Origin of the sequence: Kitasatospora sp. NPDC059577 (genome assembly GCF_042735475.1) — a bacterium.
Lineage (GTDB): Bacteria > Actinomycetota > Actinomycetes > Streptomycetales > Streptomycetaceae > Kitasatospora.
Window position 1 is genome coordinate 179,289 of sequence record NZ_JBHWBZ010000007.1, and the last position, 23,365, is coordinate 202,653.

Genomic DNA, 23,365 nt, shown 5'->3' on the forward strand with positions numbered 1-23,365 from the left:
CGACGCAATGGAGGCCACGAGGGGAGACGCAGGCACACCGGACCCCGAACCGGGCACCGGCCCGGTCGGACGGATCGCTCCTGCGATGACCATCGTCATTCGCGGTGACCGCGGCGTTCAAGCGATCCGGGCTTCCGGATCCGGCATGACGTGATCCGGACACGCCGGGTACGAAGAAGTGGGTGCCCGGCCCGGGGCGACCCGGGGCGGGACGGGGCGCCGCCCGCAGGACGGGCGGTGGCCCCGTCGAACCGGGCGGGTGCCCGCTCCTCGGCGCCCGCCCGCTGCGTGCTGCCGGCCTGCTCCTCGGCGACGTTGCTCCTCGGCGACGTCCGCTACGGCGATGGTGCTACTCGGAGACGTCCGGTGCGTCGCTGAGCCCCAGGCGCAGGTGCTCGATGTGGTAGACGGCCTGGTCGAGCAGCGCGGCGACGTGGTTGTCGTAGAGCGCGTAGACGACCGAGCGCCCCTGGCGGTGCCCGACCACCAGGCCGAGGTTGCGGAGCAGGCGCAGCTGGTGGGAGCAGGCGGACTGCTCCATCCCGACCTCGGTGGCGAGTTCGGTGGCGGCGCAGGGGCCTTCGCGCAGGCGGGAGAGGATCAGCAGGCGGGAGGGGGTGGCCAGGGCCTGGAGGGTGGTGGCCACCCGGGCAGCGCTGACGGCGTCCAGGCGCGTGTGCGGGACGGCGGTGGCGGGGGCGGCTCCATGACCCATGGCGCCAATACTACAACTCATACATGAAGGGGCGTTCATATGTTCATGTATGGTGGATGGGTCGTTGGCCGCGCCCTGCCCTGAAGGTCCTCTCCGCCATGTCCTCCACCACCCTGACCGAACGCCCCGCACCCCCGGCCGCCCCGCGTCCGGACACCGCGCCCCGGCGGCGCACCCGGGTGCTCTCGCTGCCCGAGGCCCGCTGGGCCGCCGCCGCGACGGTGCTGTTCCTGATCGCCCTGCCGCTCCGACCGGCCGGTGCCCCCGCCTGGGCCTGGGGCCCGCTGTACGCGCTGGCGTACGCGACCGGCGGCTGGGAGCCCGCCTGGGCGGGCCTTCGGGCGTTGCGCGAGAAGACGCTCGACGTCGACCTGCTGATGATCGTCGCCGCGCTCGGCGCCGCCGCCGTCGGGCAGGTCATGGACGGCGCGCTGCTGATCGTCATCTTCGCCACCTCCGGCGCCCTGGAGGCCGTGGCCACCGCCCGGACCGCCGACTCGGTGCGCGGGCTGCTCGACCTCGCCCCCACCACGGCGACCCGGCTGCTGGATGGGGGCACCTCCCGGCCGGAGGCGGGGGGAGGCACCGAGGAGACCGTGCCGACCGGGCAACTGGCCGTCGGCGACACCGTCCTCGTGCGGCCGGGCGAGCGGATCGGTGCCGACGGACGGGTCCTGGACGGGGCGAGCGACGTCGACCAGGCCACCATCACCGGAGAGCCCCTCCCGGTCGCCAAGGCGGCCGGCGACGAGGTGTTCGCCGGCACCCTCAACGGCACCGGCGTGCTGCGGGTGAAGGTCGAACGCGACGCCTCCGACTTCGTGATCGCGCGGATCGTGACGATGGTCGAGGAGGCCTCCGAGACCAAGGCGCCCACCCAGCTGTTCATCGAGAAGGTCGAACAGCGCTACTCGATCGGCATGGTGGCCGCGACCCTCGCCGTCTTCGCCGTGCCGCTCGCCCTCGGCGCCGCGTTCACCGGCTCGCTGCTGCGGGCGATGACCTTCATGATCGTCGCCTCCCCGTGCGCCGTCGTCCTGGCCACCATGCCGCCGCTGCTCTCCGCGATCGCCAACGCCGGACGGCACGGCGTGCTGGTCAAGTCCGCCGTCGTGATGGAGCGCCTCGGGCAGGCCGACGCCGTCGCCCTCGACAAGACCGGCACCCTGACCGAGGGCACACCCCGGGTCAGCGAGATCCACGCGCTGAGCGGCTCGGGCCTCTCCGATGACGGGCTGCTCGCGCTCGCGGCCGCCGCCGAGCACGCCAGTGAGCACCCGCTCGCCCGTGCCGTCGTGGACGCCGCCCGCAGCCGGGGCGTCACCCCGACCCCCGCCGAGGACTTCGCCTCCGTCCCCGGGGCCGGTGTCACCGCCACCGTCGGCGGCCGGGTCGTCGCCGTCGGCGCGCCCGTGCGGCTGGTCAACGGCCGGACGGACGCCGCCTCGACCGAAGCGGCCGGGCTGGCCGCCGCCCTGGAGGAGGCCGGACGCACCGCCGCCCTGGTCGAGGTGGACGGCGTGCCGGTCGGCGTGCTCGGCCTCGCCGACCGGCTGCGCCCGGACGCCGCCGCCACCGTCGCCGGACTGACCCGGCTCACCGGCCGCGCGCCGGTGCTGCTCACCGGCGACAACCCGGGTGCCGCCGCCCGGGTGGCCGCCGAGGTCGGCATCGCCGAGGTGCGTGCCGGACTGCTGCCGAGGGAGAAGGTCGCCGCCGTCCGGGAGCAGGAGACGGCCGGACGGAAGGTGCTGGTGGTCGGCGACGGCGTCAACGACGCGCCCGCGCTGGCCGCCGCGCACACCGGCGTCGCGATGGGGCGGGCCGGCTCCGACCTGGCCCTGGAGACCGCCGACGCGGTCGTGGTGCGCGACGAACTCGCCACCGTCCCGGCCGTGGTGGCGCTCTCCCGGCGGGCGCGCTCCCTCGTCGTGCAGAACCTGGTGATCGCCTCGGTGTTCATCTCGGTCCTCGTCGTCTGGGACCTGACAGCCACTCTGCCGCTGCCGCTCGGCGTGCTCGGCCACGAGGGCTCGACCGTCCTCGTCGGCCTCAACGGGCTGCGACTGCTGCGCGAGGCGGCGTGGACCGACGCCCGTGCGGCGGGCGGGAGCTGAGCGGCCGGGCTCGGAGCCCGGCGACGGCGCCGACGCGCGACCGTGACGGCGGCCCGCAGCGGACCCCGGAGCAAGCGGCGGGGCGCAGCAGGCGGTCAGGTGGCCGGCGATGGCGGCTGCCGGTGGTGGTCGGCAGCGGGGCCAGGACGTCATGGGACGCTCCGGGGCGGCGGATCGGACCCGTGCCAGGCCTTCCGCCCGCACGTTCGCAGCCGGTCCGGCCGTGGGGCCTCGCCCCGGCGGGGGTTACTCGTTCTCGGTGGAGGTGGAGGTGGAGGCCGAGCCGGTGCCCGCGGCGGAGGAGGACGCGGTAGCTGTGGCCTCCGGGGCGCCGGTGGCCGGTTCCTGGGCCTGGGCCGGGTCCTGGGCCGGTTCCTGGGCCGGGGACTCCATCGCGGTCATCCGCGGGAGCAGGAACAGCACGGCGACCAGGAGGACGAGGAGCAGGGTGCCGCCGACGACGAGCGGGGTCCGGATGTTGGTGACGGAGGCGATCCAGCCGCTGAGGGCGGCGCCGGTCATGATGCCGAGTCGGCTCAGCAGCATGTAGCAGCTGTTGACCCGGCCGAGCAGTTCCTTCGGGACGGCCTGCTGGCGCAGCGAGACCGCCTGGATGTTCCAGGTGACGATGCCGAAGCCGATGACGCCGTACAGCGCGGCGACCTCGAACACCGAGGTGCTGAACGCCATCAGGATCAGCGAGACGCCCATCAGCAGGAAGGAGAGGGCGATCCGGGTGCCGCGGCTGAGCAGCCGGCTGAGCCGGCCGGCCAGGGTGCTCGCGGCGGTGCCGCCGATCGCACCGGCGGCGAGGACGATGCCGTAGGAGGCGGCGGGGGCCTTCACGACCTTCGTGACCATCAGGACCATCATGGTGGTGCCCATGAAGCAGGTCAGCGCGCCGAGGGTGGAGAGGACGGCGAGCATCCGCACCTCGCGGTGGCGGAACAGCCAGTTGACGCCCTCGCGGATCTCGGTGAGCACCGGGCGGCCGGCCCGGGCGCGGGCGGCGGTGGAGCGGCCGGTCGCGGCGACCAGGACGGCGGCGAGCGCGAAGGAGACGCCGTCGACGGTGAACGGGAACCCGGCGGCCACGGCGAACAGGGCCGATCCGAGCAGCGGGCCGATGAGGTTCCCGCCGACGAGCATGTTGGCCTGCATCCGGCCGTTGGCCGCGTCGAGCTGGTCGGGGCGGACCAGCTCGGGGACGGCCGAGGTGGCGGCGTTGGAGAAGACCGTCTCGCCGCAGCCGAGCAGGAAGGCCAGGGCGGCGAGCGCGAGCAGTGGCGGGTCGGCGAAGAAGACCCAGCAGGCGAAGCCCAGGACGACGACGGCGCGCAGGGCGTCGATGGTCCACATCAGCCGTCGCCGGTCGGACCGGTCGGCGAGCACGCCGCCGTACAGTGACATCACCAGGAAGGGCAGCGAGGCGGCGACCGAGACCACCGAGACCGCGCTCGGCGACTCCGAGACCGCCACCGCGAGCAGCGGCAGGGCCGAGTCCCGCATGCCGTCGCCGACCGAGGAGATCGCCGAGGCGGACCACAGCAAGGTGAACTTCCGGCCCAGCTGCGGACGGCTTTTGGATGGCTTCTCGGCCAGGTCTGCTGCGGTCACCGACGCAGTATGTCATGTCCGCGGAGGAACGTTCGGGCGGAATCCGAACTGCCCCGGCTGTCCCGAACTGGGCGTGTCGGCAAGGAAGTCGGGGTCGTCCCGAGCTGTCCGGACTGTCCTGCGGGTTTGCGAACTCTTGACGGGTTTCCCGGCCGGCCGAGCCCGGAGGCGCCCTTGACCGGGGTCGTCGGACCGCCCGCCGGAACAAGGCCCGGAACCACCGGCCGGGCCCGCTCCTCGGGCACCCGTCCGGCGAGCAGCCGGCCGGCCACCGCGCCGCCCGCGAGCGCGCGCCCACCGGGCACCGGGTGGACGCGCCCGGCAGCGCTCTCAGGGCGCGGCCGGTCCGGGCCTCGGGACGGCGGCGACGGACTCGGGGAGCGGGTAGGCGGCGGGGTCGACCGGCCCCGGGAGGTCGGTGGCGGGGCGGGCGGGGGCGTTCGGGTCGGGCAGCGACGGCTGGGCGGGCGGGGCCGGGACCTGGCTGAAGGGGACACCGGGCGGCGCCTGGACCGCGGTGGTGCGGCCGGCGGGCACCGGGCCGCGGGCCTGGATTCCGCAGCCGGCGGCGGCCTCCAGGTTCTCCGGGCTCTGCACGGTAGGTTGGTTGCCGCTGAAGCAGTTGTTCGGGTCGACGGAGGCCATGGCGAGGTCGGTGCCGTTGCCGGTGACGCGGTTGCCCTCGACGCGGTTGCCGCTCGCCGGGTGGCCGGGCGGGTCGGTGATGACGATGCCGACGGCGCGGTTGCCCTGCACGAGGTTGCGCTGCACCTGGTTCGCCGTGCCGCCGCCGATGCCGATGCCGATGCCGTAACCGCCGTCGGCCTGTTCGGGGGTGTCGGCGGCGTTGTTGTCGGTGACGGCGTTGCCCGCGATGACGGCGCCGTGCTGCGGGGCGAGGGCCTCCAGGTCGTTGGAGTTGACGGTGACGCCGACCCGGTTGCCGGTGACGCGGTTGCCGACGATCGTCAACCCGTCGGAGGCGTTGGTGAGTTCGATGCCGACGGCGTTGCGCTCGACGGTGTTGCCGCGCACCAGGGTGTCGCAGGGCTTGCACTGGCCGACGTAGATGCCGGAGTCGGCCTGCCCGGAGGCGTACGAGTCCTCGATGACGCCGCCGCGCGCGTCGAAGGCGTAGATGCCGTACAGGCCGTTGTCGTAGGCGGTGACGTTGCTCGCGCGGAAGCCCTGGACGACGGGGAAACGGGCGGTGTCCAGCGGGTCGTAGGCGGAGCCGCCGGCGCCGTGCTGCTGCAGCTTCTCGTCGGTGACGCCGGTGAACAGCACGCCGTTGGCCAGGTAGCCGTGGACGGTGAGGTTCTCGACCACCGAGCCGGGGCCGGTGACGGTGATGCCGTTGACGAGGCGCACGCCGCCGTCGAGGACGACGGTGTTGCGGTCGGTGCCGCGCAGCACGATCCGCGGCTTGGTGACCCGGACGCTCTCCCGGTAGGTCCCCGGGGCGACCAGCACCGTGTCACCCTCGCGGGCCACGTCCACGGCCTGCTGGACGGTCGGGAAGTCCTGGGGGACTCGAACGACCGTGCCGTCCGGGTGCTTCGCGTCGGACGAGGCCGAACCGGTGGACGAACAGCCGGAGACGACGAGCGCGGCGGCGGTGAGCAGGGCGGGGACGATCTTCCGGAACGCCTTTCCCGGTGACGGTGGCGTGGCGGTGTCGAATTGACGTGTCATCACAAGTTGCATAAGGCGTGTTCTATCGTCTCCAATGTCGCCCATGCATGCCGAAACCGGAAAGGCGCAGGACCGACCACGAACTGTCGCGAGCGGTCCGGACCGGAGGGCCCTGCTCGCGGGCGGCGCGGTGCTGGCCGCCGGCGTCGGTGCCGGGATCACCGCGCTGGCCCGCGGCGGTGACGGCCGCCGGGCCGCGGCGCCGCCGCCCGAGCCGTCGGTCCCCTTCCGCGGCGAACGGCAGGCCGGGGTGACGGCCCCGCAGCAGCCGGCCACCCAGCTGGTCGCCCTCGACCTGGCGCCGGCCGTCATCTCCGACGGCCGGACCGCACTGCGCGGCCTGCTGGGGGAGTTGACCCGGGTGCTCGCCGCCGCGGCCGGCGGCACGTCGGCGGACGGGCGGCTGCAGGGCGGCGAACCGGCCCGGCTCACCGGCCTGGTGGGGGTCGGTCCGGGGCTCGCGGGCCGGCTGGGGCTGGACGTTCCGGCGCCGGTCCTGGCGGAGCTGCCGGCCTTCCCGGGGGACCGGCTCGACCCGGCGCGCGGCGGCGGCGACCTGCTGGTGCAGCTGTGCGCGGCGGACCGCTGGCCGCTGTCCGTCGTCGCCGAGCAGGTCGGTGCGGTGGCCGTCGCCGCGGGCGCGTCGGTGCGGTGGACGCAGTCCGGCTTCCTGCCCAGGACGGCCGCGGGCGTCACCCCGAGGAACCTGTTCGGTTTCAAGGACGGCACGGCGAACCCGGACGAGGAGGCCGCCCGGCAGTGGGTCTGGGGCCCGCCAGGACCGCACGAGCACGGCACGGTCCTGGTCTACCGGCGGATCCGGATGGACACCGGCGCCTTCACCGCGCTCCCCGCCGACCGCAGGGACCTCGCCATGGGGCGCCGGGAGGGCGACGGCGCCCCGCTCACCGGCACGGCGGAGCACGACGAACCGGACATCTACGCGAAGCACCACGACGGCTCGTACGTCATCCCGGCCACTGCCCACGTCCGGCTCTCCAGCCCCCGGTTGGACGGCGGCGCCCGGATGCTGCGCCGCGGCTACAGCTACGACGACGGGCCGGGGGACCGGGGCCTGCTGTTCTGCGCCTTCATGCGGGACCCGGCGCTGTTCACCCGGGTGCAGAACCGGCTGGCCGCGCGGGACGCGCTGAACCCGTTCCTGGAACACACGGCGTCGGCGGTGGTGTACGTCCTGCCGGGGGTCGGGGAGGGCGGGGTACTGGGGGAGGGCTTGTTCGGGTGACGGCACGGCACGCCGTCGGGGCGTGCCGGGGCGTGCTGGTGTCCGAAGCATGCCGGTTCATGCCGGTTCGGGCCGTGCCGCCGCGGTGGGTGCGGTGGCGGCACGGCCCGGCGGTCACCAGTCGACGGGGATGCGGGCCGGGCTGCGGGTGGTGCCGCCGAGCTGCCAGGCGACGTCCGCGACCGGGGTGGTGAGGCGGAGGCCGGGCAGGGCGGTGGCGAGGCGGTGCAGGGACTCGCGCATCTCCAGCCGGACGCGCCAGGCACCGATGCAGTAGTGCGGGCCGGCGCTGAAGGCGAGGGTGGGGGCGGCGAGGGGGAGGCCGAGGTCGGCGTCGAGGCCCTCGGGGTAGACCTCGGGGTCGCGGTTGGCGCTGCCCAGGCTGACGGCGACGACGGAACCGGCCGGGATGGTGGCGCCGCCGAGCTCGATCGGCGCGGTGGCGCGGCGGATGGTGGCCTCGTCGTCGCCGAGCGGGATGAAGTGGAGCAGGCGTTCGGCGGTGCGTTCGGCGGTGTCGGGGTCGGCGAGCCGCGGCCAGTGCTCGGCGCGTTCGCCGAGCAGGTAGACGAGGGCGTTGCCGAGGGCGCCGGCGACGCTCTCGTTGCCGCTGGCGGTGAGTCCGGCGACGAGGTGGACGAGCGATTCCTCGGGGATGCCGCCGTCGTGGTCGGCGGCCCGGACGAGCCGGCTGACCAGGTCGTCGCCGGGCTCGCGGCGGCGGCGCTCGATCAACTCCACGGTGAACGCACCGTATTCGGCGAGGGCGTCGGCGTGATCGGTGGCGGTGGTGCCTGCAGTGGTGCCTGCGGTGGTGGAGGCGTCGGTGCTCGCGGTCCCGCTGCCGGTCGTGTTCCCGGGGGCGGGGGTGCCGTCGGCGGGCTCGTCGCCCTGGGCGAGCAGCGCGAGGGTCCAGCGCTGCAGCCGCTCCTCGTCCAGGCTGTCCGGCCCGTTCCCGTCGAGCCCCATCAGCCGGGTGGTGACGGCGAAGGGCACCGGCCGGGCGAACGCGGTGACCAGGTCGGCGGGGGGTCCGGCGGCGACCAGCGCGTCGACGGACTGCTGGACGGCGGCCGCCACCCAGGGCTGCCAGCCGGCGATGGCACGCGGGGTGAAGGCCCGTTGGACGGTGCCGCGCAGCCGCCGGTGGGCGGGGCCGTCCTGGTTGAACAGGGAGGCCGGGTTGGCGGCCACATCGGCGGTGGCGCCGGCGGTTCCGACGTCGTGCAGGTCGGCGCGGGTGATCCGGGGGTCGCCGAGGACCTGCCGGACGTCCTGGTAGCGGGTGACCAGCCAGGCGGGGGTGCCGTCGGGGAGGGTGGTCGGGTGGGGCGGAAGGGCGGGGGCGACGGGGAGCCGGTGGAGCGGGGGCAGGGCGGTCCGGGTGTCGGCGGCGGAGTCCATGGGTCCCTTCGAGGGTCGGCGGGGCGGCGCGGTGGGCGGGCCGGCTGGTCGACGGGAGGGAGTCCGAGAGTCAAACTGTCATATTTTCATGGGGAATTGGACGCTTGTGACGCTTCTCCCGTTGTGCCCGATGGTATGCCCCGCGCCGGACCGTCGGGCACGAACGGTGCGCCCCGCGCCGGATCGACGGGCACGAACGGTCGGAGTGCGCCCAGGACCGCGCCGATGCAGGCGTCGCGCAGTTCGTCGCGGGTGCAGCTCTCCTCGGTCAGCCAGTCGATGACCAGCACCCGGACGAACACCAGCCAGCTGCGCAGGACCTGCGAGACGGCCCGCCGCGCGGCCTCGTCCGCGAGCGGGAGCACGCCCAGCAGGCGGCCCCGGAGGGCGTCGAGCTCCTCCGAGATGATCGTCTGGATCACCTGGTCCCCGGCCAGGACGCGGTTGGCGGTGAGGACGGCGTGCCGGTTGGCGATGAAGTAGTCCAGGTGGGCGTCCATGCCCTCGACCAACTGCTCGACCAGGGTGTCGGCCGGATCGAACCGGGACTTGGCGAGCAGCTCGTCGGCCGCCTGCCGGTAGACCTCGGCGAACAGGTCGTGCTTGCTCGGGAAGTGACGGTAGAGCAGGGCGCGCGAGACCCCGGCCCGCTCGGCGACCTCCTCCATCAGCACCTCCTCGTACGGGCGGGCGGCGAAGAGCCGGGCGCCGACGGAGAGCAGCTGGGCGCGTCGCTCGGCGGGGGAGAGGCGGCGGCGTCGTTCCTGGACTGGCATGCGCGCCAGGTTACTTGACACGTGTCTACCGGTGGCCGCTAGCTTGGTAGACGCGTGTCAACCAAGGCGTGCGCCATGCGGGCGTACGTGGTGCGGGCGTGCGCCGTGAGCGTGCGCGCGGGTGAGCGTGCGGGTGAACGCGCGCTGCCGAGGGCGTGCTGCTGAGGGCGTGCGTCACACCGACGCGCTCCGACGGGACCGACGACGGGTGGGTAGGGCATGGCCAGGACGCTGCGGGTGCTCGCGTGGACGATGGGGGTCGCCTGCGTGGCGATCGGGTTCCTCCACCTTCTGCTGGGGAACGCCGCGATGCCCGGGGCGGCGGACGCCGGCCCGACGGTCGGCAGCTTCGGCCGCTTCATGGGCGCGGTCTTCGCCGGGTACGGCGTGGCCTGGATCCGGGCCGCCCGGCAGGCGCCGGTGCCCGCCCGGGAGGTGCGGTGGCTGGCGGCGGTGTTCCTGCTGGGCGGCCTCGCGCGGGTGCTGGGCATCGCGGTGGACGGGTGGCCGCACGGCTTCCAGGTGGTGCTGATGGGGATCGAACTCGGGCTGGCGCCGGTCTTCCTGTGGCTCGCCGACGCGGACGAGCGGGCCCGGCCGGACGGGCGCGACGGGCGGGCCCGCCCGGCTGCGTCGGCTCAGGCCACCGGGGCGTAGCCCCCGGGGCGCCCGGCGACGGCGCCCGGGTCGGTGCCGGTGCCGCTGTCGGGGTGGGTGCCGGTGCCGGGGTGAGTGACGGTGCCCGGGTCGGCGGTGGCGCCGGTGAGCGCGACGTAGCCGTCCGGCCGGACCAGGACGACGGCGTCGCCGCGCAGCCCGTACGCCCGGGCGATGTGGCCGTCGGGGTCGAGCACGGCGGCCCGGCGCAGGCCGGTGACGGCGGTCAGGCCCGCCGCCGTGAGCGGGCCGGTGGCGGGCGGGCCCGGGACGGCCCGCGCGCCGGCCTCGGTGGGCAGCCCGGACAGTGCCGGGTGCTCCCCGATGGTCAGCAGGGTGGAGTGCGGGCCGCGCAGGAGGTCGAACAGCCGGGTCGGCGTACCGTCGGCGAGGGTGCAGGGCGCGTCGGGGGCGCGGTCGCCGGCCCGGATGCCGGTGGTGTCGTCGAGGTCGCGGCCGAGCGGCCCGCCCCGGTAGCCGACGGAGAGTCCGGTGAAGTCGGAGCCGGTGGCGGCCGGGTTGACGAACTGGTCGGTCAGCGCGCGGGCGCCGTCGGCGCTGAAGAGCGCCTTGTGCTGGGCGGAGGTGGCGGCGAGGACGGCGCGGGCGACGGGCAGCCGTTCGTCCTGGTAGCTGTCGAGCAGGGTCCCGGGTGCTCCGCGCAGGACGGCGGCCAGCTTCCAGCTCAGGTTGTGCGCGTCCTGGATGCCCGTGTTCATGCCCTGGCCGCCCGCCGCGGAGTGGCAGTGTGCGGCGTCCCCGGCGAGCAGCACCAGGCCGTCGCGGTAGCGCTCGACCATGCGGACCGTCGGCCGCCAGACGGTGGACCAGGTCGGCTCGTGCAGCGTGACCCCCGGCAGTCCGGCGCGTTCGGCGAACAGCCGGCGGAAGGTCTCGGCGGTCGGGGCGGGGATCTCGCCGTGCTCGTCCTGGCCGACGGAGGCGTGCACCGCCCAGGTGGCGTCGGCGGCCATGGGGATCATCGCCAGGGCGCCGACGCCGAGCAGGGGGTCGTTCCAGAGGTGCATGGCACCGGTGTCCAGGCCGTCGACCTCCATCGAGGCCATGAGGAACCGCTCCTCCTCCCAGGTCTCGCCGAGGAAGGGGATGCCCGCGAGCTTGCGGACGGCGCTGCGCCCGCCGTCGCAGCCGACCAGGTAGCGGGCGCCGAGCTGCTCGGTCCGGCCGTCGCGTCGGACGGTCGCGAGCACGCCGTCGGCGTCCTGGGTGTGGTCGACGAGTTCGGTGCCGGTCTCGACGGTGACGCCGAAATCGGCGAGCCGTGCGCGCAGCACCTCCTCGGTGTGGTGCTGGCCGAGCAGCAGCATGCCGGCGTACGGGCGGTCGGGCGTCGGGCGGTTGCCGGGTGCCGCATCGACCTCGCCGAGGAGCCGACTGCCCTCGTACGTACGGACCTTGAGGTCGAGCGTGCCGCGATCGAGGATCGCGTCCACGACGCCGAGGTCGTCGAACACCTCCAGGGTGCGCGGGTTGACGCCCTTGCCGCGGACGCCGCGGTCGCGGAACCGCGGCTCCCGCTCGATGACGCGGCAGGCCACTCCGGCGCGGGCCAGCCCGATGGCGAGTGCGAGGCCCACCGGGCCGGCGCCGACCACCAGGACCTCGGTCGGGTGGGCGGTTCGGTGGGCGGCGGTCGGGTCGGCGGTCGGGTCGGTAGCGGTTGGGTCGCCAGCGGTTGGGTTGGTGCGGGCGGAGGTGCTGTGAACGGTGCGCATGACGGATCTCCCCCTGGCCATCCGGCCATAAGATACGGTGCGTTTCTTCTCTTCGACTGTAGACTGCCACCAATAAGAAACGCAACGTATCTATGGAGCTGGGTGCGGGACGTGCGGGACTCGATGCGGGGCGCGGCAGGCGGCATGGCGGAGGACGTGGCGAAGGGCCGGGTGGAGGGCGTGGCGAAGGGTGCGGCCGAGGACGCCGCAGCGGGCGGCAAGCCGGTGCGGCGGCGCGGCGGTGAACTGGAGCGGGCGATCCTGGACGCCGTCTGGGCCGAACTCGCCGATCACGGCTACGACCGGCTCACCATGGAGGGCGTCGCCGCCCGCGCCCGGACCAGCAAGCCGGTGCTCTACCGCCGCTGGCCGAACCGTGCCGCGCTCGTCATCGCCGCCCTCGGCCGCAACGCCCCCGACTACCAGGAGCCTCCGGACACCGGCGAGTTGCGTGCCGACCTGGCGCTCTTCCTGGGCAGCCTGCTGCACCGCTTCGACGACCTGCCGACGGACGCCGTTCACGGCGTCCTGGTCGACCTGCTGCGCGATCCCGAGTTGCGCGCCGGCTTCACCATCGGACTGACCGCCGTGGGTCCGGTGAGCAGCCTCGGCCTGATGATGCGCCGCGCCGCCGACCGGGGGGAGATCAACCCCGCCCGGATCACCCCGCGGACCGTCTCGCTGCCGCTCGACCTCCTGCGGGACGCGTTCCTGGTGGGCGCGGCCGTGCCGTCCGACCTGGTGGTGGCGGAGGTCCTGGACGAGGTCGTGCTGCCGCTGCTGCAGGCACCGTCGGGGAACTGACGGTTCACCGGTTCCGCTCCGCCCGTTCCCGTGTGCCGGCCTCAGGAATCGGTCTTGATCTTCTTCATGGTCAGGTGGGACTCGACCCGCAGGATGCCGGGCAGGCCGGTGAGCTTGGCGGTGAGGAAGGCGCTGTAGGCGGCGTGGTCCGCGACGGCGACGCGCAGGAAGTAGTCGGGGCGGCCGAACATCCGGCGGAACTCGACGACCTCCTCGTAGGAGGCCAGCGTCTCCTCCAGGGCCTCGATGGTCCTGAGGTCGTTGGCGTAGACCTCGACGTCGACCATGACCTCCAGGCCCTGGCCGAGGGCTTCCGGGTTGATCACGGCGCGGTAGCCGGCGATGACTCCGGCGTCCTCCAGGCGCTTCAGTCGGCGCAGGCACGGCGGCGGCGTCAGGCCGACCCGTTTGGCCAGTTCGACATTGGTCAGTCGGCCGTCCTGGCGCAGGTGGAACAAGATTTCGCGATCGATGGCATCGAGGATGAATTCATTGCTCACAGGAACATGGTAGGGGAATTATTTGAAACCATATGTGCCGATAATTCTTCTAAGATTTCGGTATGTCCACGCCTACGGTCGCAGTGAGCGATCCCCTTCCTGCTGCCCTCGCGGCCCCGCCGCCGCCTTCGCCGTCGCCGCCGCTGCGAACCGAGGCCCTGGCCGCGTTCAAGGACTCCGCCTCCGTCGGGCTGGGCCTGCTCCCGCTCGGCCTCGCCCTCGGCGTGGTCATCATCCACGCCGGCCTGCCCTGGTGGTCCTCGACGCTGTTCGCCGCCGTCGTCTACGCCGGGTCCTTCGAGTTCCTGCTGGTCGGCCTGACCGTGGCGGTCGCGCCGCTGGCGACGATCGCGCTGACCGCCTTCCTGGTCAACGCACGGCACGTGTTCTACGCGCTCTCCTTCCCGCTGCACCGGGTGCGCGGGCGCGGCGGCAAGGCCTACAGCACCTTTGCGCTGACCGACGAGGCGTACGCCATGACCACCGGCGGGCAGGCCCGGTCGTGGTCCGGCGCGCGGATCCTCTCCCTCCAGGTGATCTTCCAGCTGTACTGGGTGGCCGGAGCCACCGCGGGCGCCCTGCTCGGCTCGCTGATCCCCGAGCGCGTCACCGGCCTGGACTTCGCGATGACCGCCCTGTTCGCCGTGCTGGCTCTGGAGGCCGTCGCCGAACGCCGCGACGACCTGCCCACCCCGTTGCTCGCGCTGCTGAGCGTCCTGGCCGCGCGGCTCGTCCTCCCCGGCCAGATGCTGCCGGTGGCCTTCGCGTTGTTCACCGCCGCGCTGCTGGTCCGGCGCGTCTCATCCGGGCGGCGACCGGCCGGCGGCCAGGGTTCGCCCGCCGACGGGAAGCCGCCCGTCGACCGGGGTTCGTCCACCGGCCAGGGTTCGCCCACCGGCCAGGGTTCGCCCACCGATCGGAGGCCGTCCGATGCCTGACTCCCGCTACCTGCTGCTGGCCGCCGCCGTCTCGGCCACCGTCACCTGGGGCCTGCGCGCCCTGCCGTTCACCGCGCTCGCCCCGCTGCGCGCCAGCCGGACCGTCCGCCACCTCAGCACGCGCATGCCGGCCGGGGTCATGGTGATCCTGCTGGTCTACTGCCTGCGCGACCTCCCGCTGTCCCACGCGCGCGCCGCCGCGCCCCTGGTGGCTCTCGCCGTCACCGTCGGGTTGCACCTGTGGCGCCGCAACGTCCTGCTGAGCATCGTCGGCGGCACGGCGGTCAACGTCGTCCTGGCGAGCGCGGTGTTCGGGCCCTGACTCCGCCGGTTCCCGGTCCCCGGTCCGCCGGTCCCGGCCCGGCGCCCGTCGGCCCGGCGTCCGCTGTACGAGGCCTATGCTCGACGCTGATCGAACGTACGTCCACGAGGAGGGTCCGACGCATGACGAGCGGCACCGTGGTGGCAGTCAGCAGCAACGCCGAGTACTCGTTCACCAAGCCGAACCGGGCCGGCATCACGCTGCTCGCCGGGCTCGGCGTGGAGGGTGACGTGCACGCCGGGGTGACGGTCAGGCACCGCTCGCGGATGGCTCAGGACCCGGCCGTGCCCAACCTGCGTCAGGTTCACCTGATCCACCGTGAACTCCTCGCCGAGCTCGGCGAGTCCGGCTTCGACGTGGCGCCGGGCGCGCTCGGCGAGAACATCACCACCGAGGGCGTGGACCTGCTCGGCCTGCCGGTCGGCGCGGTGCTGCGGATCGGCGCCGAGGCGGAGGTGGAGGTCACCGGCCTGCGCAATCCGTGCGCGCAGATCGACGACTACCGGCCGGGCCTGCTCAAGCAGGTCGTCGGCCGGGCGGAGGACGGCACGATCGTGCGTCGCGCCGGGATCATGGGCGTCGTCCGCACCGGCGGTGCGATCCGCCCCGGCGACGCGATCGCGGTCGAGCTGCCGGAGGGTCCGCACCGGGCGCTCGACCGGGTCTGATGCAGTCGGGACCGGCCGGGACCGGTCCGGGCCGTGGCGCCCGTCGGCCCGTACCGGGCTTGCCCGCCGGGGGAGTTGGTCGACCGCGGCCGGGTCAGCGCGGTGGCTGCCCGTCGACGCGACACAGGTCGTAGAGGTAGGACTTGCCGGCCTTCCAGCTGCGCCAGGGGCAGAGCGGCGGGAACGGTGCACCGGCCGTTCCGCCGGGCAGCGGGCCGGAGTTCGGCACTCCGGCGGCGTCGACGGTGCACCAGCCGCGTTCGGGCCGCCGGCGGCACCAGACGTCCGGATCGGTCCGTTTGAACGACGGCCTGCCGTTGAAGGTGCCGTCCGGGTCGAAGCGGTAGACCAGCCCGTCCAGCCGGCGGACGAATGCGATCGATGACACGGCTGATCCCCCGTATCGCTGGTGCCGCACGCTCGGTGGGCCCCGCCGATACCCCTGCCCCGTACACCGTCGGCGGCATTTTCCGGGCCGGCACGGGAGGCGCCGGGTCGACGGCCCGGCCGGTCCCGTTCACCGGGATGACCCGCCCGCGGCGGATACCCCCACCCCGTACGGGCGGGGCCGACAAGGCGCGTGGGGCGCGGCAGACGTGGCTGCCGCACCCCACGGGTCGAGCCGTTGCCGTGCCGATGCCGAGTTGACGCCGTGCCGGACGGTTCCGGCCCGTTCCGCGTCGGCCCGTTCCGCGTCGGCCCGTTCCCCGTTGTCCCGTTTCGCGTCGGCCCGTTCCGCCGTCGTGCCGTGTCCTCCGGATCAGGAGCGGACGAGGCGGGCGATGGCCTGATTGGCCTCGCGGATCTTGGTGCCTGCTTCCTGGCCGCCTTCGGCGATGGCGTCGCGCACGCAGCATTCGATGTGCTCGTCCAGGAGCTGGAGGGCGAAGGACTGGAGTGCGCGACTGGCGGCGGAGACCTGGGTGAGGACGTCGATGCAGTAGGTGTCCTGCTCGACCATGCGCTGCAGTCCGCGGATCTGGCCCTCGATGCGGCGCAGCCGCTTGAGGAAGTCGTCCTTGTGGGCGCTGTAGCTGGCCATGGCCGTCTCCGGGTCCTGTGCGGTGAGGAGGGCCCTCACTCTACCGGGGCGCGGTGGGAGGGGAGTCGGCCCGGACGGGTGGGGGCGCTGTCCGGGCCGACGTCGGGGGGTCAGCCGTCGAGGCGGCCGACCAGGTCGTAGCCGGCCTCGTCGACGGCGGCGGCCACGGCGGCGTCGACGAGCGGGCGGGTGCTGCCGACGGTGACCGTGCCGGAGGCGAGGTCCACGGCGACGTCGGTGACGCCGTCGAGCTTCTTCAGCTCGGCGGTGACCGAGCTGACGCAGTGGCCGCAGGTCATGCCCTCGACCCGGAAGGCCGAGGTCAGCGCGGACCCGGCGGTGGGGGCCGCGCCGGTGCCGGTGCCGCACGAGCCGCAGCAGGAGGAGGCCTCGGCGGTGGCCGACTCGACGGTGACGGTGCTCTCGCTCATGGGTGTGCTCCTGTCATCAGTGCCCGGCGCCTCCCGGAGTGGCCCGGGCGGCTGCTTCGCTTCTGAACATACCATACCCCCCTAGGGTACCTGGAAGGTTGCGGCGACGGATTTCCCCGGCTCGCACGATGGTCAACACCGGCCTGTGACGGCCCTGTTGCGGGTGCCCGGGCAGGGTGGGGGACGCGCGTCCCCGTACCCGGTGGACGACCGACCCCACCACACGAGGTGAACCCATGGACCAGACCACCCGCCGCGGCCCGCGCGGTCTGCGCGAGACCCTCGCCGCCGGCGAACGGACGTACTCCTTCGAGTTCTTCCCCGCCAAGGACGACTCCGGCGAGCGGGCCCTGTGGGCCGCGATCCGACGCGTCGAGGCGACCGCGCCGACCTTCGTCTCGGTCACCTACGGCGCCGGCGGCTCCTCGCGCGACCGCACCATCGAGACCACCGAGAGGATCGCCGCGCAGACCACACTGCGCCCGGTGGCCCACCTGACCGCCGTCGGTCACTCCACCGCCGAACTCCAGGCCGTACTGCGGCGGTACGCGGACGTCGGGATCCGCGACGTGCTCGCCCTGCGCGGAGACCCGCCCGGCAACCCCAACGGGGCCTGGGAGCCGCACCCGCAGGGCCTGCGGCACGCCGCCGACCTGGTGCGGCTGGTCAAGGAGTGCGGCGCGTTCACCGTCGGCGTGGCGGCCTTCCCCGAGCGCCACCCGCGCTCCGCGGACTGGGACGACGACATCCGGCACTTCGTCGCCAAGTGCCGCGCGGGCGCGGACTACGCCGTCACCCAGATGTTCTTCGAGGTCGAGCACTACCTGCGGCTGCGGGACCGGCTGGCCGCGGCGGGCTGTGACACCCCGGTCATCCCGGAGATCATGCCCGCCACCGACGTCCGCCAGATCGGCCGCTTCGCCGAACTCAGCGGGGCGTCCTTCCCGGCAGGACTCGCGCTGCGCCTGGAGGCGGCCCGCGGCGACCGCGCGGCCGCGCACCGCATCGGCGTCGACCACGCCACCCGGATGGCCGAGCGCCTGCTCCGCGAGGGGGCGCCCGGCCTGCACTACATCACCCTGAACCGCTCCACCGCCGCACTGGAGATCCACCGCAACCTCGGACTCGACCGGCCGGCGGGGGCGCCGGTGACCCCGCCCCTGATCGGCAGTCACGTCTGACGGAAGGGTGCCGCGGCCGCACGGGGGTGAACGTGCGACAGGTCGGGGCGTTCGAACCCTCCGTGCAGCCGGGCCGTTCGACCCCCGGGCCGAGCCGGTCTCCTGGGCGTCGTGCCGCCTCCGGTGCGCGGCCCGTCCCCGGTGGGCTCGCCGTCCGGACAGCCCGGCGCCGCGTGACGGCGCGCCTCGATTCCCGAATACCCCGTACGGGTATATCGTGACCGGCGCCCATCGGAGTCCCGCGGCACCACCGGAGGCGGACCGCCATGCACGCGATCCTGCACGCACTGTCCATCACCGGATCGATGACCTGGGAGATCACCTGGGCCCTGATCCTCGGCTTCCTGCTCTCCGCCGTCGTCCAGGCCGTCGTCCACAAGGCGACCGTGGTCCGGCTGCTCGGCGACGACCGCCCCCGCACCCTCGCCGTCGCCGCCGGCCTCGGCGCCGCGTCCTCGTCCTGCTCCTACGCGGCCGTCGCACTGGCCCGCTCGCTGTTCCGCAAGGGCGCGAACTTCACTGCGGCGATGGCCTTCGAGATCGCCTCGACCAACCTGGTCATCGAACTCGGCATCATCCTGGCCCTGTTGCTCGGCTGGCAGTTCACCGCAGCCGAGTTCGTCGGCGGGCCGGTGATGATCCTGCTGCTCGCCGTGCTCTTCCGGAGGCTGCTGCACGACCGGCTGCTGCGCGAGGCCCGCGACCAGGCCGACCACGGTCGGGCGGGCTCGATGGAGGGACACGCGGCGATGGACATGTCGGTGCCCGGCGAGGGCCCGTTCGCCCGGCGGCTGCTGTCCGGGCGGGGCTTCACGTCCGTCTCGCACGTCTTCGTCATGGAGTGGGCGGCGATCCTGCGCGACCTCGTCCTCGGTCTGCTCATCGCCGGCGCCATCGCCGCCTGGGTGCCCGACTCCTTCTGGCAGGCCTTCTTCTTCGCCGACCACCCCCTCGCCGGCAAGATCTGGGGCCCACTGGTCGGCCCGCTGGTGGCGATCGCGTCCTTCGTCTGCTCGATCGGCAACGTGCCGCTCGCGGTGGTGCTGTGGAAGGGCGGGATCAGCTTCGGCGGAGTCGTCGCGTTCATCTTCGCCGACCTGCTGATCCTGCCGATCCTCAACATCTACCGGAAGTACTACGGCGCCCGGATGGCACGCTTCCTGCTCGGCACCTTCTACGTGGCGATGGTCCTCGCCGGCTACGCGGTCGAGGTGCTGTTCGGCGCGCTCGGCCTGATCCCGGACGAGCGCGACGCGGAGATCCCGATGTCGGGCGTCGAGTGGAACTACACGACGTGGCTCAACATCGTGTTCCTCCTGCTGGCCGCCGCCCTGCTCGTCCGCTTCCTCCGCACGGGCGGCGCGGCGATGCTCCGCATGATGGGCGGATCCCCGGACGGCCACGCCCCCGACGGGAACGAACCCCACGGCCACCGGTGAGGCGTGCCCGGGTCGGCATGTCCCAGGACATCCGAGCTCGTGTGGATGTCATGACTGCGGCCTACGAGGACATGCCCTTCAGCGAACTGCTCCACCACCCTGCGGCGACCGCTCGCAGACTGGACGCCGTCCGTGCGCTGAGACTCCGGCGGCGCGACGCCGGGACCTCGCCCTGATGCGCATCGACCAGATGGAGCGCGACGCCACGGTCGTGGACTTCACCGCCCGCCTCCTCGCCGGACTGGTGCGTACGGAGAATACGGCCGCCCTCCGGCAGGCACTGCCCGAAGCCCTGCCGTGGATCACCTTCCTGCCCGACGAGGACATCGACCTCCTGCTCGCCGAACTGGTCGACACGGCACGCGGAGCCGTGGCACTGGACAACCTCGCCCCGATCGCGCTCCTGCTCACCCAGTGGAAGCACAGCGCCGAGATCTGCGCGGACCCCGCACTGCACGCCATCCTCACCCGCGAACCCGAGGGCGACATCGGGCCCGTTCCCCCTGCCCGAGGCGGCGGAGTGAGTCCGAAGAGGGGGGATCGAGCCGCGCCGCCCCCGACCGGTGTGGGGGCACCTCCCGGCCGGAGGCTGGGGGAGAGTACGACCTCCGGTTCGCCGACTCCGAAGCGGCAGAGGGCTGGGAACACCTCGGCCAGGCGGCAGGGAACCTGCGCCGCGCGTTCGAGAAGATCCGTGCGACCCCTCGCGCCGCCGACAGCCCCAGTCGTCAGCCCCAGTCGTCAGCACCGGCTCAAGGGCAGTCTCGGTACCGGCACCTTCAAGGGGCACCCACTCGAACGCTGGCAGTTCGAGGTCACGGGTGGCGGATGTGTCCGGTACCTGATCGATGACGCCAATCGCACGGCATGGATCACGTATGCGGGCACCGGTCATCCCAAGGCCACGGACTGATCCGGTCACGTGCGCGGGTGAACGGCCCGGCGCCGGACGATCGTCCGAGGGTCGCCCGGTGCCGGGCCGTTCGTGGCCTGTTCAGTGCTGGTGTCCGCCGGCCGCCTCGGTCGGCCGGGCCGGGGCCGGGGTGTCGCCGGTGGTCAGGGTGAACGCGGCCGTGCGGACGGTGTCCTGGTGCTTGAAGTCCAGGAAGAGCCGGTAGCTGCCGGTGCTCGGGGCGGTGGTGGTGAAGCCGATCTCCGGGCCCGGGGTGGTCGTGTCCGGGTGCACGTGGAGGTAGGCGAGGTCGCCGGCGCGGAGGGCGACCAGGTGGCCGTACGCGCCGAGGTAGGGCTGGAGGTCGGTGACCGGCCGGCCGTCCTTGCTGACGCTCAGGGTGAGCGTGCCGCTGTGCCCGGGGGTGAGGTCGCCGCCGAGGGTGACGGTGTAGCCGTCGACGGTGACGGTCCGTCCGGTCTCCGGGAGCGGGGCCGGGTGCAGGTCGCCGGAGGCGTGCAGGTCGGCGCCGAGGGTGAGGCCCTCGGTGGCGCCGGCCGGGGTGAAGTCGGCGTAGACCCGGTACTCCCCGGCGGCGGGGACGGCGGTGGGGGCGCTCCAGGTGCCGTCGGCGGCGAGCGTCGGGTGCAGGTGCTGGAAGGTGGACAGGTCGCGCGGGGCGACGATCAGGTGGAGTTCCTTCTCGTGCTGCTGCTGGTAGGCGGTGACAGGTTTGCCGTCCGCGCCGAGGATGCGGAAGCGCAGGTCGGTGGGGGAGCCGGCGGTGACGAAGGGCTGTTCGACGCTGAGCGTGTAGCCGCGTTCGGAGATCTGCAGCCCGCCGGGCAGGTGCTCGGCGGCGGTGCCGCCCCCGGGGGCCTCGTCGTGTCCGGGGGCCTCGTCGTGTCCGGCGTGCCCGCCGGACTGCTGTCCCGGGGCCCCGGTGCCGTGGCCTCCGTGTCCGGTGGTGGCGGGCTTGGGGGAGGGGACGCTGCCGGTGGCGCTGCCGACGCCGAGGGCGAGGCCGAAGGCGGCCGCGAGGCCGGCGGTGAAGGCGGTGATGCGCAGCGCGGTGTTCATGGCGGGGTTCTCCTCGGGGCTGGTGACGTACGGCGGGTGGCGTCCGGGCAGGGCGGGGGGGGGTGCGGGCCTGCGGAAGGGGCGGCCTGCGGCGGGCTCAGGCGCGCATGAGCCGGGCGATCGCCTGGGAGGCCTCGGCGACCTTGGCGTCGGCTTCGGCGCCGCCGCCCGCGATGGCGTCATGGACGCAGTGGCTGAGGTGGGCGTCGAGCAGGTTCAGTGCGATGGACTGGAGGGCCTTGGTGGCGGCCGACACCTGGGTCAGCGTGTCGATGCAGTAGGTGTCGGTGTCGACCATCCGTTGGAGGCCCCGGATCTGGCCCTCGACGCGGCGCAGTCTGCGCAGGAGCCGGTCCTTCTCGGTGCTGTAGCCGGCCATGCGGGCCTCCTCGGATTTCCGGCGCGAGTGCGGGTGTGCGGCGGCACGGGAGCGCGGACGTGCGCGGACGTGCGCGGACGTGCGCGGCGTGCTCGGTCGAGCCCGTGACGCTTCGGTCCGATGCCCCGAGTGAATACCCCATGGGGGTATCAAGTCAAGCGGATCGGCGCCGGGGAAAAATACCGGCAGGGGGTATCGATCAGGGCTTGCTGTCGATACCCCTCGGGGGTATAAATGAACCCGGCGCCGCCCGATACCCCTCATGGGTACGAAGGCCCGGCCGTCGAACGCAGCACCACGGCAGTACGGCAACGCATCGCAGGGCCGCACCGCAGAGCACGACCGCAGGACGACCGGCAAGACGACTGTCACGAGGAGCGACGATGACTACGCAGGCACCCGCCTCCGCGGAGGTGGAACTCTCGATCGGCGGCATGACGTGCGCCTCGTGCGCCGCCCGCATCGAGAAGAAGCTCAACCGGATGGACGGCGTCACCGCCAGCGTCAACTACGCCACCGAGAAGGCGAAGGTCTCCTTCGACGGCGGCGTCGACGTCGCCGACCTGATCGCCACCGTCGAGGCCACCGGCTACTCCGCGGCGCTGCCCGAGCCCCCGGCCGGCGAGGGCCCGGCCGGCGAGCAGGCCGGGCGGGCGGACGAGCTGGCCCCGCTGCGCGCCCGGCTGTTCACCGCGCTGGCGCTCGCCGTGCCCGTGATCGCGATGGCGATGGTGCCGGCCCTGCAGTTCGACAACTGGCAGTGGCTGTCCCTGACCCTGACCGCGCCGGTCGTCACCTACGCCGCCTGGCCGTTCCACCGGGCCGCCTGGACCAACCTCAAGCACGGCGCCGCGACGATGGACACCCTGGTCTCGCTCGGCACCGGCGCCGCGTTCCTGTGGTCGCTGTGGGCGCTGTTCTTCGGCGACGCCGGGATGCCGGGCATGCGGCACGGCTTCGAGTTCACCATCGCCCGCAGCGACGGCGCGTCCGACATCTACCTGGAGGCGGCGGCCGGAGTCACCGCCTTCATCCTGGCCGGCCGCTACTTCGAGGCCCGTTCCAAGCGGACCGCCGGAGCCGCGCTGAAGGCACTGCTGGAACTGGGCGCCAAGGACGTGACGGTGCTGCGCGGCGGAGCCGAGGTGCGCATCCCGATCGCCGACCTCGCCGTGGGGGACCGCTTCGTGGTCCGGCCGGGCGAGAAGATCGCGACCGACGGCGTGGTGGTCGACGGTGCCTCGGCGGTGGACGCCTCGATGCTGACCGGCGAGTCCGTCCCGGTCGAGGTCGGGGTCGGCGCCACCGTCACCGGCGCCACCGTCAACGCCGGCGGCCGGCTGGTGGTCGAGGCGACCCGGGTCGGAGCGGACACCCAGCTGTCCCGGATGGCCAGGCTGGTCGAGGAGGCGCAGAACGGCAAGGCCGCCGCGCAGCGCCTCGCCGACCGGATCTCCGCGGTCTTCGTGCCGATCGTGATCACCCTCGCGGTGGCCACCCTGGGCTACTGGCTGGGCACCGGCGAGGGCTGGACCGCCGCCTTCACGGCGGCTGTCGCGGTGCTGATCATCGCCTGCCCGTGCGCCCTGGGCCTGGCCACTCCGACCGCGCTGCTGGTCGGCACCGGCCGCGGCGCCCAGCTCGGCATCCTGATCAAGGGCCCCGAGGTCCTGGAGACCACCCGCAAGGTCGACACCGTCGTCCTGGACAAGACCGGCACCGTCAC

The 23,365-nt window shown here is 73.7% G+C and carries 23 protein-coding genes; 11 read left to right on the plus strand and 12 right to left on the minus strand.

The window, feature by feature from the left end; translation table 11 throughout:
- Nucleotides 1-349 precede the first annotated feature (349 nt).
- Nucleotides 350-715 (minus strand): ArsR/SmtB family transcription factor, encoded by a 366-nt coding sequence (locus ACFV0O_RS09660; RefSeq protein ID WP_380338687.1) that lies wholly within the window; start codon nt 713-715, stop codon nt 350-352.
- 98 nt (nt 716-813) lie between these two features.
- Between ACFV0O_RS09660 and ACFV0O_RS09665 the strand changes: the two genes are divergently transcribed.
- Nucleotides 814-2,832: a heavy metal translocating P-type ATPase gene (locus ACFV0O_RS09665; RefSeq protein ID WP_380338689.1), complete on the plus strand. Its 2,019-nt coding sequence runs from the start codon at nt 814-816 to the stop codon at nt 2,830-2,832.
- Between the two features lie 246 nt (nt 2,833-3,078).
- Here ACFV0O_RS09665 and ACFV0O_RS09670 read toward each other — a convergent pair whose 3' ends face one another.
- A complete protein-coding gene (locus ACFV0O_RS09670; RefSeq protein ID WP_380338691.1) occupies nt 3,079-4,449 on the minus strand; it encodes an MFS transporter in 1,371 nt (456 codons plus the stop codon).
- Nucleotides 4,450-4,779: 330 nt separating this feature from the next.
- Nucleotides 4,780-6,144, minus strand: a complete 1,365-nt coding sequence (locus tag ACFV0O_RS09675) for a right-handed parallel beta-helix repeat-containing protein (RefSeq protein WP_380338693.1) — start codon at nt 6,142-6,144, stop codon at nt 4,780-4,782.
- Between the two features lie 43 nt (nt 6,145-6,187).
- Here ACFV0O_RS09675 and ACFV0O_RS09680 point away from each other — a divergent pair, with 43 nt between their 5' ends.
- Nucleotides 6,188-7,390 carry a Dyp-type peroxidase gene (locus ACFV0O_RS09680; RefSeq protein ID WP_380338696.1) on the plus strand — a complete coding sequence of 401 codons (1,203 nt, stop codon included), beginning with the start codon at nt 6,188-6,190 and terminating at the stop codon, nt 7,388-7,390.
- Between the two features lie 114 nt (nt 7,391-7,504).
- On the opposite strand, the gene ACFV0O_RS09685 is transcribed toward ACFV0O_RS09680, so the two are convergent.
- A complete protein-coding gene (locus tag ACFV0O_RS09685) occupies nt 7,505-8,794 on the minus strand; it encodes a cytochrome P450 (protein ID WP_380338699.1) in 1,290 nt (429 codons plus the stop codon).
- An 86-nt stretch (nt 8,795-8,880) separates the two neighbouring features.
- Entirely contained in the window at nt 8,881-9,570 is a 690-nt protein-coding gene (locus tag ACFV0O_RS09690) for a TetR/AcrR family transcriptional regulator (protein ID WP_380338702.1), read from the minus strand.
- A gap of 219 nt (nt 9,571-9,789) precedes the next feature.
- Here ACFV0O_RS09690 and ACFV0O_RS09695 point away from each other — a divergent pair, with 219 nt between their 5' ends.
- The gene (locus ACFV0O_RS09695) at nt 9,790-10,227 is read left to right on the plus strand and encodes a DUF4345 domain-containing protein (RefSeq protein WP_360261999.1); all 438 of its coding nucleotides are present in this window, start codon (nt 9,790-9,792) and stop codon (nt 10,225-10,227) included.
- On the opposite strand, the gene ACFV0O_RS09700 is transcribed toward ACFV0O_RS09695, so the two are convergent.
- Nucleotides 10,209-11,963: an FAD-dependent monooxygenase gene (locus ACFV0O_RS09700; protein WP_380338705.1), complete on the minus strand. Its 1,755-nt coding sequence runs from the start codon at nt 11,961-11,963 to the stop codon at nt 10,209-10,211. The genes ACFV0O_RS09695 and ACFV0O_RS09700 overlap by 19 nt on opposite strands.
- Before the next feature lie 102 nt (nt 11,964-12,065).
- Between ACFV0O_RS09700 and ACFV0O_RS09705 the strand changes: the two genes are divergently transcribed.
- Nucleotides 12,066-12,767, plus strand: a complete 702-nt coding sequence (locus tag ACFV0O_RS09705) for a TetR/AcrR family transcriptional regulator (protein WP_380338708.1) — start codon at nt 12,066-12,068, stop codon at nt 12,765-12,767.
- A 41-nt stretch (nt 12,768-12,808) separates the two neighbouring features.
- On the opposite strand, the gene ACFV0O_RS09710 is transcribed toward ACFV0O_RS09705, so the two are convergent.
- Nucleotides 12,809-13,267 (minus strand): Lrp/AsnC family transcriptional regulator, encoded by a 459-nt coding sequence (locus tag ACFV0O_RS09710; RefSeq protein ID WP_380338710.1) that lies wholly within the window; start codon nt 13,265-13,267, stop codon nt 12,809-12,811.
- A 62-nt stretch (nt 13,268-13,329) separates the two neighbouring features.
- Between ACFV0O_RS09710 and ACFV0O_RS09715 the strand changes: the two genes are divergently transcribed.
- The 3 genes from ACFV0O_RS09715 to ACFV0O_RS09725 all read left to right on the plus strand — a co-directional run bounded on the left by ACFV0O_RS09715 (nt 13,330) and on the right by ACFV0O_RS09725 (nt 15,195).
- Complete coding sequence (locus ACFV0O_RS09715) at nt 13,330-14,205, plus strand: AzlC family ABC transporter permease (protein WP_380338712.1); 876 nt, start codon at nt 13,330-13,332, stop codon at nt 14,203-14,205.
- Nucleotides 14,198-14,527, plus strand: a complete 330-nt coding sequence (locus ACFV0O_RS09720; protein WP_380338715.1) for a branched-chain amino acid transporter permease — start codon at nt 14,198-14,200, stop codon at nt 14,525-14,527. The genes ACFV0O_RS09715 and ACFV0O_RS09720 overlap by 8 nt, the downstream gene beginning before the upstream one ends.
- Before the next feature lie 122 nt (nt 14,528-14,649).
- Complete coding sequence (locus ACFV0O_RS09725; RefSeq protein ID WP_380338717.1) at nt 14,650-15,195, plus strand: MOSC domain-containing protein; 546 nt, start codon at nt 14,650-14,652, stop codon at nt 15,193-15,195.
- 94 nt (nt 15,196-15,289) lie between these two features.
- Here the strand turns inward: ACFV0O_RS09725 and ACFV0O_RS09730 are convergent, their stop codons facing one another.
- The 3 genes from ACFV0O_RS09730 to ACFV0O_RS09740 all read right to left on the minus strand — a co-directional run bounded on the left by ACFV0O_RS09730 (nt 15,290) and on the right by ACFV0O_RS09740 (nt 16,668).
- Entirely contained in the window at nt 15,290-15,583 is a 294-nt protein-coding gene (locus ACFV0O_RS09730; protein ID WP_380338720.1) for a hypothetical protein, read from the minus strand.
- 372 nt (nt 15,584-15,955) lie between these two features.
- Nucleotides 15,956-16,237, minus strand: a complete 282-nt coding sequence (locus ACFV0O_RS09735) for a metal-sensitive transcriptional regulator (RefSeq protein WP_380338723.1) — start codon at nt 16,235-16,237, stop codon at nt 15,956-15,958.
- 110 nt (nt 16,238-16,347) lie between these two features.
- The gene (locus tag ACFV0O_RS09740; protein WP_380338726.1) at nt 16,348-16,668 is read right to left on the minus strand and encodes a heavy-metal-associated domain-containing protein; all 321 of its coding nucleotides are present in this window, start codon (nt 16,666-16,668) and stop codon (nt 16,348-16,350) included.
- 236 nt (nt 16,669-16,904) lie between these two features.
- On the opposite strand from ACFV0O_RS09740, the gene metF reads away from it, so the two are divergent.
- The 3 genes from metF (at nt 16,905) to ACFV0O_RS09755 (ending at nt 20,201) form a co-directional block, all read left to right on the plus strand.
- Nucleotides 16,905-17,849: a methylenetetrahydrofolate reductase [NAD(P)H] gene (gene metF / locus ACFV0O_RS09745; RefSeq protein ID WP_380338730.1), complete on the plus strand. Its 945-nt coding sequence runs from the start codon at nt 16,905-16,907 to the stop codon at nt 17,847-17,849.
- Nucleotides 17,850-18,115: 266 nt separating this feature from the next.
- The gene (locus ACFV0O_RS09750; protein WP_380338733.1) at nt 18,116-19,288 is read left to right on the plus strand and encodes a permease; all 1,173 of its coding nucleotides are present in this window, start codon (nt 18,116-18,118) and stop codon (nt 19,286-19,288) included.
- 175 nt (nt 19,289-19,463) lie between these two features.
- Nucleotides 19,464-20,201, plus strand: coding sequence for a hypothetical protein (locus tag ACFV0O_RS09755; RefSeq protein WP_380338736.1), 738 nt, complete (start codon nt 19,464-19,466; stop codon nt 20,199-20,201).
- An 81-nt stretch (nt 20,202-20,282) separates the two neighbouring features.
- Here the strand turns inward: ACFV0O_RS09755 and ACFV0O_RS09760 are convergent, their stop codons facing one another.
- Together ACFV0O_RS09760 and ACFV0O_RS09765 are read right to left on the minus strand one after the other, a co-directional pair.
- A complete protein-coding gene (locus ACFV0O_RS09760; protein WP_380338739.1) occupies nt 20,283-21,260 on the minus strand; it encodes a hypothetical protein in 978 nt (325 codons plus the stop codon).
- Between the two features lie 97 nt (nt 21,261-21,357).
- Nucleotides 21,358-21,639: a metal-sensitive transcriptional regulator gene (locus tag ACFV0O_RS09765; protein ID WP_380338741.1), complete on the minus strand. Its 282-nt coding sequence runs from the start codon at nt 21,637-21,639 to the stop codon at nt 21,358-21,360.
- Between the two features lie 383 nt (nt 21,640-22,022).
- Here ACFV0O_RS09765 and ACFV0O_RS09770 point away from each other — a divergent pair.
- A partial coding sequence (locus ACFV0O_RS09770; protein WP_380338744.1) for a heavy metal translocating P-type ATPase occupies nt 22,023-23,365 on the plus strand: 1,343 nt, incomplete at its 3' end.

Bases quoted from the DNA above. Each gene is read 5' to 3' on its own strand.
- ACFV0O_RS09660 (WP_380338687.1), bottom strand. From the start codon at position 715: ATGGGTCATGGAGCCGCCCCCGCCACCGCCGTCCCGCACACGCGCCTG.
- ACFV0O_RS09665 (WP_380338689.1), top strand. From the start codon at position 814: ATGTCCTCCACCACCCTGACCGAACGCCCCGCACCCCCGGCCGCCCCG.
- ACFV0O_RS09675 (WP_380338693.1), bottom strand. From the start codon at position 6,144: ATGACACGTCAATTCGACACCGCCACGCCACCGTCACCGGGAAAGGCG.
- ACFV0O_RS09680 (WP_380338696.1), top strand. From the start codon at position 6,188: ATGCATGCCGAAACCGGAAAGGCGCAGGACCGACCACGAACTGTCGCG.
- ACFV0O_RS09685 (WP_380338699.1), bottom strand. From the start codon at position 8,794: ATGGACTCCGCCGCCGACACCCGGACCGCCCTGCCCCCGCTCCACCGG.
- ACFV0O_RS09690 (WP_380338702.1), bottom strand. From the start codon at position 9,570: ATGCCAGTCCAGGAACGACGCCGCCGCCTCTCCCCCGCCGAGCGACGC.
- ACFV0O_RS09695 (WP_360261999.1), top strand. From the start codon at position 9,790: ATGGCCAGGACGCTGCGGGTGCTCGCGTGGACGATGGGGGTCGCCTGC.
- ACFV0O_RS09700 (WP_380338705.1), bottom strand. From the start codon at position 11,963: ATGCGCACCGTTCACAGCACCTCCGCCCGCACCAACCCAACCGCTGGC.
- ACFV0O_RS09715 (WP_380338712.1), top strand. From the start codon at position 13,330: ATGTCCACGCCTACGGTCGCAGTGAGCGATCCCCTTCCTGCTGCCCTC.
- ACFV0O_RS09720 (WP_380338715.1), top strand. From the start codon at position 14,198: ATGCCTGACTCCCGCTACCTGCTGCTGGCCGCCGCCGTCTCGGCCACC.
- ACFV0O_RS09725 (WP_380338717.1), top strand. From the start codon at position 14,650: ATGACGAGCGGCACCGTGGTGGCAGTCAGCAGCAACGCCGAGTACTCG.
- ACFV0O_RS09735 (WP_380338723.1), bottom strand. From the start codon at position 16,237: ATGGCCAGCTACAGCGCCCACAAGGACGACTTCCTCAAGCGGCTGCGC.
- ACFV0O_RS09740 (WP_380338726.1), bottom strand. From the start codon at position 16,668: ATGAGCGAGAGCACCGTCACCGTCGAGTCGGCCACCGCCGAGGCCTCC.
- metF (WP_380338730.1), top strand. From the start codon at position 16,905: ATGGACCAGACCACCCGCCGCGGCCCGCGCGGTCTGCGCGAGACCCTC.
- ACFV0O_RS09750 (WP_380338733.1), top strand. From the start codon at position 18,116: ATGCACGCGATCCTGCACGCACTGTCCATCACCGGATCGATGACCTGG.
- ACFV0O_RS09755 (WP_380338736.1), top strand. From the start codon at position 19,464: ATGCGCATCGACCAGATGGAGCGCGACGCCACGGTCGTGGACTTCACC.
- ACFV0O_RS09760 (WP_380338739.1), bottom strand. From the start codon at position 21,260: ATGAACACCGCGCTGCGCATCACCGCCTTCACCGCCGGCCTCGCGGCC.
- ACFV0O_RS09765 (WP_380338741.1), bottom strand. From the start codon at position 21,639: ATGGCCGGCTACAGCACCGAGAAGGACCGGCTCCTGCGCAGACTGCGC.